Origin of the sequence: uncultured Nevskia sp. (assembly GCF_903885465.1) — a bacterium.
GTDB lineage: Bacteria > Pseudomonadota > Gammaproteobacteria > Nevskiales > Nevskiaceae > Nevskia.
Genome location: NZ_CAISIQ010000049.1, coordinates 1 through 7429 on the forward strand (window position 1 = coordinate 1; position 7429 = coordinate 7429).

The 7429-nt window shown below is 60.1% G+C and carries 5 protein-coding genes; 3 read left to right on the plus strand and 2 right to left on the minus strand.

The window, feature by feature from the left end:
- Positions 1-54: 54 nt before the first annotated feature.
- From QZY06_RS01770 to QZY06_RS01780, 3 genes are all read left to right on the plus strand, one after another.
- Positions 55-627, plus strand: a complete 573-nt coding sequence (locus QZY06_RS01770; RefSeq protein WP_295679412.1) for a hypothetical protein — start codon at positions 55-57, stop codon at positions 625-627.
- A gap of 587 nt (positions 628-1214) precedes the next feature.
- On the plus strand, positions 1215-1625 hold the full coding sequence (locus QZY06_RS01775; RefSeq protein ID WP_295679415.1) for a PH domain-containing protein: 411 nt from the start codon (positions 1215-1217) through the stop codon (positions 1623-1625).
- 105 nt (positions 1626-1730) lie between these two features.
- On the plus strand, positions 1731-2615 hold the full coding sequence (locus QZY06_RS01780) for a deaminase (protein WP_295679420.1): 885 nt from the start codon (positions 1731-1733) through the stop codon (positions 2613-2615).
- 636 nt (positions 2616-3251) lie between these two features.
- Here the strand turns inward: QZY06_RS01780 and QZY06_RS01785 are convergent.
- Positions 3252-4664, minus strand: coding sequence for an efflux transporter outer membrane subunit (locus tag QZY06_RS01785; protein WP_295679417.1), 1413 nt, complete (start codon positions 4662-4664; stop codon positions 3252-3254).
- A 55-nt stretch (positions 4665-4719) separates the two neighbouring features.
- The coding region (locus QZY06_RS01790; protein WP_295679418.1) for an efflux RND transporter permease subunit at positions 4720-7429 on the minus strand (2710 nt) is incomplete at its 5' end.

Genomic DNA, 7429 nt, shown 5'->3' on the forward strand with positions numbered 1-7429 from the left:
AGCGGCAGCGCGCGGCAAGTCTGCGGCTTAACTTAGGCGTTGGACGACATAGTCATGACGTTTGGAAATCCGGATGAGTTCGCCATTGAGGCATACCACGAGCCGGCTCAGCCCGGCTTAGTCGGCTTTGGTCGCATGGCCATTCACTTCTCGAGCACCATCATCGGAAAGCTCTCAGAGGAACACTGTGGTCTTGGGGGGGGCGCAGAAACATTCAGAGCGCTACATTCGTCCCTCAGCACGTTGTGGGACGCTAGCTTTGCAGAGCTTTCCGCTACAGAGATATTTGCCATCATTGATCGAGCCTTGTACATAGACGTTGGTCAATCAGACATCGCGGTGCGCAAAGATGCTGACCGCTACGCGCGCTTTGACTTTTTAACGAACGCAGGTGAACAGTTTGATGGTTTCAAGACGTTCATAGCGGCGGAGCCGCAGGGCGAGGTTCGGATCTTTTTTCAAGATCCGGATGGCGTACTGGGTTCTGCACGGTGTTCTATGGCAGCGTTTCAGTCGGCATCGTGCGCGTTTGTTGCCTGGTACGACGCGCAGTGCTCAGTGGGCAGCAATGTCTTCCAACAATCGGTTCAAGCCGACGGGCCCGCCTCCGGCGGATCCGCGGCTTAACCTAGGCGTTGGGCCACTAGGGGAAAAAGCATGAAGAATCGTTTCCTTGCGCTGTCGTTGGCACTGTCACTCACTGCTTGCGCAACCGTGCCAAGTGGAGCTCCTTCCTATTCTCGAGCGGCTAATCCACCGTCACCAAACGCGAACGTGTATATCTATCGGATCGGGGCGTATCCGACGTTGCGTACTCCCACTGTCACCATTGACGGAAAGGCAATCTTTGATCCTCCAGAGAAGTCCTACACGTTCGTTACGCTAGCTCCAGGCAGTCATGAATTTAAAATTGACTGGTCATGGGACACGGGGTGGCCAGATTTAGCATTTCCTCTCGTCGTCGAGCCGAGTGTGCCGATATACATAAAAATAAGCGGCAGCTTCACGCCGAACGGCACCCACTACACGGCAGGCTCGGTGGCTCGCGCCGTTCAACAGCCAGTAGCGGAGCAAGAGTTGAGCTCTTGCTGTCGCTACGTTCCGCACAGACCGTGAGCAGGCCCAACAAGTGCTTCCAGCCGACGTATTTGACTTCGCTTCGCTACGGCAAATCCGCGGCTGAAGCTCGGCGTTAGCCCGCAAAAAGAATGTTCATGGCGACAGTATATAAATCGAAGATTGACGCTTGGCTTGCTGCCATCCTCGCCGTTTCAATAGCAATTTCGCTATTCGCTGGGAAAACCGCTGTATCTGCTGGCGGGCAATGGTGGGTTGCTGTCGCTGTCGTCGCCCTGGGTGTGGGCCTACCGTTGTGGGTGCTGTTTGGCACCAGCTACCGCGTTGAGTCAGATCAACTGCACATTAGGAGTGGCCCATTCAAATGGCATGTGCCTGTTGCCTCCATCACCGGTATCACCCCAACCCGCAACCCATTATCGAGTCCAGCTCTTTCGCTGGATCGCCTGCGTATCGAGTACGGTCCGAGAAAAGAAGTCATGATTTCGCCTCGCAACACGGACAGCTTCCTAAAAGACATTGAGGCAGTGCGTCGTGTTGCGGGCTAACATTTCGTTCAAGGCGGACGGCTTCGCCGCCGCTTAACTCCAGCGTTGGGCCGCAGGAGAAAGCAAGCACGAAGCTGAAGCCGCTGCGAACTGGATGCATAGACCCTGAAGTACGAAAGGACCGACGAACATTACAAGTGGATGAGGAAGGCTGTTGATCTCGCGGCACAGTCCGTTTCGGAGTCTGACCGCGCTGATCCTCCGCCTGCAGTAGGGGCAGTTATCGTCAAGGACGGCGTAGAAGTGGCGTCTGCCTACCGCGGGCAGTGCGCCAGCGGCAATCATGCAGAGAAGTGCGCGATTGAATCTGCGAAGGGAAGTGATCTAAGCGGTGCTGTGGTCTATACGACCCTAGAGCCGTGCAGTCGGCGGAATGCGCCCAAGATCCCTTGTGCTCAGCGATTAATCGATCAAGGTATCGGCACCGTATACATTGGTCTCTATGATCCCAACCCGAAGATATATAGAGAGGGTTGGAAGATGCTACGAGATGCTGGCATCGCGTTACGCGATTTCCCAGCAAACCTACGCGGTGAGCTTCGGGAAATTAATGCTGATTTTCTCAATCAATATAGGGCCAACGGAAATCCACACGGCTCAGCAACATTCGACTACATCCGCTCCCCAATATTTTCCATTGGCTCGTCTCCAATAATGGTTGACACCAAATGGTTCCACGCGGCGTCCGGGGTTATTCATGCGTATTCGAGTCCGGGACATATTGCTCTCGCAAGATATGCCGAGTCGCTAGACGAGATTGATGACCCGTCTGCAATGGACTTCGAACCGGAAAAATATTCCGTTACAGCAAAAGAGGGGAATGTCGTGGTCTTTCGCGGACCTCATGAACATATTTACGCCATCGTGAGGGTAGAGCAAGTGCTCTCTCTCGATCGGGGCGACGACCGAAACGAGGTTCAGTTCACGTATCAAGTTCAAACAATCAACATCAGAGGTCCACTCGATGAGCTATTCGAAAAAGAGGCGTGATCTCGCTCTGGCGGCTGCCCAACAAGTGCATCCAGCCGACGTATTTGCCTTCGCTTCGCTGCGGCAAATCCGCGGCTGATGCTCGGCGTTAGCAAACCATGAAACGTCTCCTCTCAGTCGCAGCTTCAATTCTGGTCGGCTGCAACCCCATCCCGTAAAAGCACTCTTGCCAGATGCCGGCCATAGTTGAGGCGTCCTCCATCACCGTCCTGGAAAGCTTCGATATCTCGGGCTACTTCAAAGAGCGCTGTAGAACCGCAGTTCCAAAGCACATCACAGTGGCTGGCGCATCATCGACTCTGAACGTGCTGGTTGAGGGAGAGTGGTTTCGCCTAGAAGCGCGGGCAAAGGACGGAACTCCAATGGAAGTTCGCGCCCATTCGTTCTTCACGGACGCGATGCAAGGATTGATCAGCAGCCGGACAATGTGCTCCAAGTCCAAGTAACGGGCAATGGCGCAAAGTTCGAGAGTTTCACAGTTCCTTATTCGCTGGAGGAGTGCATCTGTGTCTCGTACGACGCTATCTAAAGTTGCTCAGCGGTCTGTCAACTATCGCTTCGAGACCGACGTACCCCCGTTTCGCTGCGCAGGTGCGCGGCTTAAGCTGGCGCTAGGCGTGCGCTCTGCTTCCCCACTCAAACCCCAGCCTCCCACCCGCCACCCAGCGCCTTGTAGACGGCAATGGCGCTGGTATTGATCGCCGTCTCCGCCTGAGCCAGATCGTCTTCGGCGGCCAAGGCAGTCCGCTGGGCGTCGAGCAGCACCAGGAAATCGGTGGCGCCTTCGCGGTAGCGGATGCCGGCGAGGTCGGCGGCGCGGCGGCTTTGCTGGGCTTGCTCGAGCAGGTGGTTGCTGCGTTCGCGCTGGGTGTTGAACAGGGTCAGCGAGCCTTCGATGTCTTCGAGCGCGAGCAGCACGGTCTGCTGGTAGTTCGCAAACGCTTCGTCGGCGCTGGCCTTGCTCTGGTCGAGGCGCGCTTGCACGCGCTTCCAGTTCAGGCCGTTCCAGGAAATGCTCGGGCCGATCGAGAACGCCTGCGAGGCCACGGTGCCGAGGTCGGCGCTGTTGCCGGACAGGAAGCCGATGAAGCCGCCGACTTCGATATGCGGATAAAAATCCGCGGTGGCGATGCCGATGCCGGCAGTGGCCGCAGCCAGTTCACGTTCGGCGCGCTGCACGTCCGGGCGACGGGCGAGCAGATCCTGAGGCGCGCCGATCGCCAACTGGCTGGATAGCGTCTTGAACAACTGCGGCGACAGATCAACGCCGGATTCTCCAGGCCGCGCGCCGGTCAGCACGTCGAGCCGATAGCCGGCCAGCTTCTCGGACGCACGCAGTAGCGGGATGCGGGCTTCGGTCGCCGCCAGTCTTGCGGATGCGCTCGCCACATCCTGCTCGGGCCCAGTGCCGACTTCGCGGCGTACGCGCGTCAGCTTCACGGTTTCGCTCTGGCTGGCCAGATCGCGCGATGCGATTTCCAGCCGCAGCTGGGCGCCGCGCAGCTCGAAGTAGTTGCGCGCCACTTCGGCGATCAGGCGCACCTGGGCATCGCGCAGGCTGGCGACGCTGGCCTGCGAGTTCGCCTGTGCGGCTTCCACCGAGCGGCGGATGCCGCCGGCGAGATCGAGCTCCCAGGCGGCGTCAAAGCCGGCCTGGTAGCGGTTGATACTGATGCGGTCGCTGCCGAAGCCGGGCTGCTGGCCGCGGCTGCGGGTGTAGCTGGCGTCGGCACCGATGGTCGGCAACTGATTGGACTGCGCATCACCAACCGCTGCGCGTGCTGCCGTGACTCTCGCCACGGCCATCTTCAGATCGAGGCTGTTGGCGACCGCACGGCTCACCAGCGCATCAAGCGTCGGATCACCGAACTGCGTCCACCAGCGGGCTTCGAAGTTCTGCGCCGCAGCGTCCGTTACCGGGGCGTTGCGGAACGCCGTGATTGGTGCCAGTTCCGGCCTGTGATAGTCGGGGCCGACAGCGCAGGCCGATAGCAGGGTCGCAAGCAGGCCAGCGGTCAGCGTTCTAGCGGATAAGGATTGAGTGTTCATTGCAGGTACCTCCCAATCATTGATATGGGCATTGATGCGAATGCAGACACGGCGCTCAGGCTTCGATCGGATGGGCGATGACGGCGGGTGTGGCGGTAGCGCGCGCAGCCTTGCGGCGCTCGTGCCAGCCTTCGATCACCACGTAGAACACCGGCGTCAGCAACAGGCCGAAGAAGGTCACGCCGAGCATGCCGGCGAACACCGCGACGCCCATCGCATGGCGCATCTCGGCACCGGCACCGGTCGATGTGATCAGCGGCACCACGCCCATGATGAAAGCGAAGGAGGTCATCAGGATCGGCCGCAGACGCAGGCGTGCGGCTTCCTTTACGGCAGCGACCACGCCCATGCCTTCGAGCTGCCGTTCACGGGCGAACTCGACGATGAGGATCGCGTTCTTGCAGGCGAGGCCGACCAGCACGATCAAGCCGATCTGCGTGAAGATGTTGTTGTCGCCGCCAGTCAGCCAGACGCCGCTGATCGCCGAGAACAGGCTCATCGGCACGATCAGGATCACCACCAGCGGCAGGCTCCAGCTTTCGTACTGCGCGGCCAGCACCAGGAAGGCCAGCAGCACGCAAAGACTGAAGACCAAGGTGGTCGTGTCGCCTGAAATGATCTTCTGGTAGGTCAGCTCGGTCCACTCGTAGCTCATGCCGCGCGGCAGATTCTCGGCGGCGAGTTCTTCCATCAAGGCCTGCGCCTGACCGGAGCTGACACCGTCGACACCAGTACCGTTGATCTCGGCCGTCGCATAGCCGTTGTAGTGGCTGACACGATCCGGCCCAGCGCCCTGGTTGACGGTCACGAACGAACCCAGCGGCACCATCTCGCCGGCAGCGTTGCGGGTCTTCAGCTGCGGAATGTCCTTGGCTTCGCGGCGGAAGCCGGGCTCGGCCGAGACATTGACCTGATAGGTGCGGCCGAAGCGGTTGAAGTCGTTGACATAGACCGAGCCGAGATAGGCCTGCATGGTCTGGAACACGTCGTTGAGATCGACACCTTCCGCCTTGGCCTTCTCGCGATCGACGTTGGCATCGATCTGCGGCACGGCGACCTGGAAGCTCGAGAACACGTCCTTGAGCTTGCCGGATGCCTTGGCCTTGGCGATCAGGTTCTGGGTCTGCTTGTGCAGTTCCTCGAAGCCGAGCGCACCGCGATCCTCGATCTGCATGCGGAAGCCGCCGATGGTGCCGAGACCCTGCACCGGCGGTGGCGGGAAGATCGCGATGTAGGCGTCCTGGATGTTGTGGAATTTCTTGTCGAGGTCATCGGCAATGGCACCGGCGGACAGCGTCTTCTCCTTGCGCTGATCGAACGGCTTCAAGGTGACGAAGACGATGCCGGCATTGGTGCTGTTGGTGAAGCCATTGATCGACAGGCCCGGGAACGCGACCGCGCTCTCGACACCCGGCTGCTGCAGGGCGATGTCCGACATGCGACGGATCACGTCCTCGGTGCGATCGAGCGAAGCGGCGTCCGGCAACTGCGCAAACGACACTAGGTACTGCTTGTCCTGCGGCGGCACGAAGCCACCGGGCACCTGGCGGAAGCCGAGCACGGTCAGGCCGATCAGGCCGCCGTAGATCAGCAGCGCGATCGAGCTGCGCCGGGTCAGCTTGCCGACGATGCCGACATAACGCTCTGAGCCCGCTTCGAACACGCGGTTGAACGGCCGGAAGATCCAGCCCAGGCCGCGATCCATCCAGCGGGTCAGGCGATCCTTCGGTGCGTCATGACCCTTCAGCAAGATCGCGGCGAGCGCCGGGCTCAAGGTCAGCGAGTTGAACGCCGAGATCACCGTGGAAATGGCGATGGTCAGCGCGAACTGGCGATAGAACTGGCCGCTCAGGCCGCTGATGAAGGCGGTCGGGATGAACACCGCGCAGAGCACCAGACCGGTGGCGACGATCGGCCCGGTGACTTCCTTCATCGCTTGCCTTGTTGCTTCCTTCGGCGTCTTGCCGAGCGCGATATTGCGTTCGACGTTTTCGACGACGACGATCGCGTCATCGACGACGATGCCGATTGCCAGCACCAGTCCGAACAGCGACAGCGCGTTCAGCGAGAAGCCGGCGATCTTCATCACCGCGAACGTGCCGATCAATGAAACCGGTACTGCCACCAGCGGAATGATCGACGCGCGCCAGGTCTGCAGGAACAGGATCACCACCAGCACCACGAGCACCACCGCCTCGAACAAGGTGTGCACTACGGCTTCGATCGAGCCGCGCACGAATACGGTGGGGTCGTAGACTATTTGATAGTCGACGCCCTGCGGGAAGTTCTTCTTCAGCTCTTCCATCTTCTTGCGCACGGCATCGGAGATTTCGATGGCGTTCGAACCCGGGCGCTGGAACACCGGGATCGCGGTGGCCGGTTTGTTGTTGAGCAGGCTGCGCAGCGCGTACTGGCTGGAGCCGAGTTCGATGCGGGCGACATCGCGCAGATGGATCACCGCGCCATTGCTGTCGCTGCGCAGCACGATGTTGCTGAAGTCTTCCTCGGTGACCAGGCGACCCTTGGTGTTGATGTTCAGCTGGAAGCTTTGATCGCTGTGCGCCGGCGGCGCGTTCAGCGAGCCGGCGGCGACCTGGATGTTCTGCTCGCGGATCGCCTTGACGACGTCGCCGGTGGTCATGCTGATCGACGCCAGCTTCTGCGGATTCAGCCAGACCCGCATGCTGTAGTCGCCAAGACCGAAGATCTGCACGTCGCCCACGCCATCGAGACGCAGCAGCTCGTCCTTGATGTTGAGGCGCGCG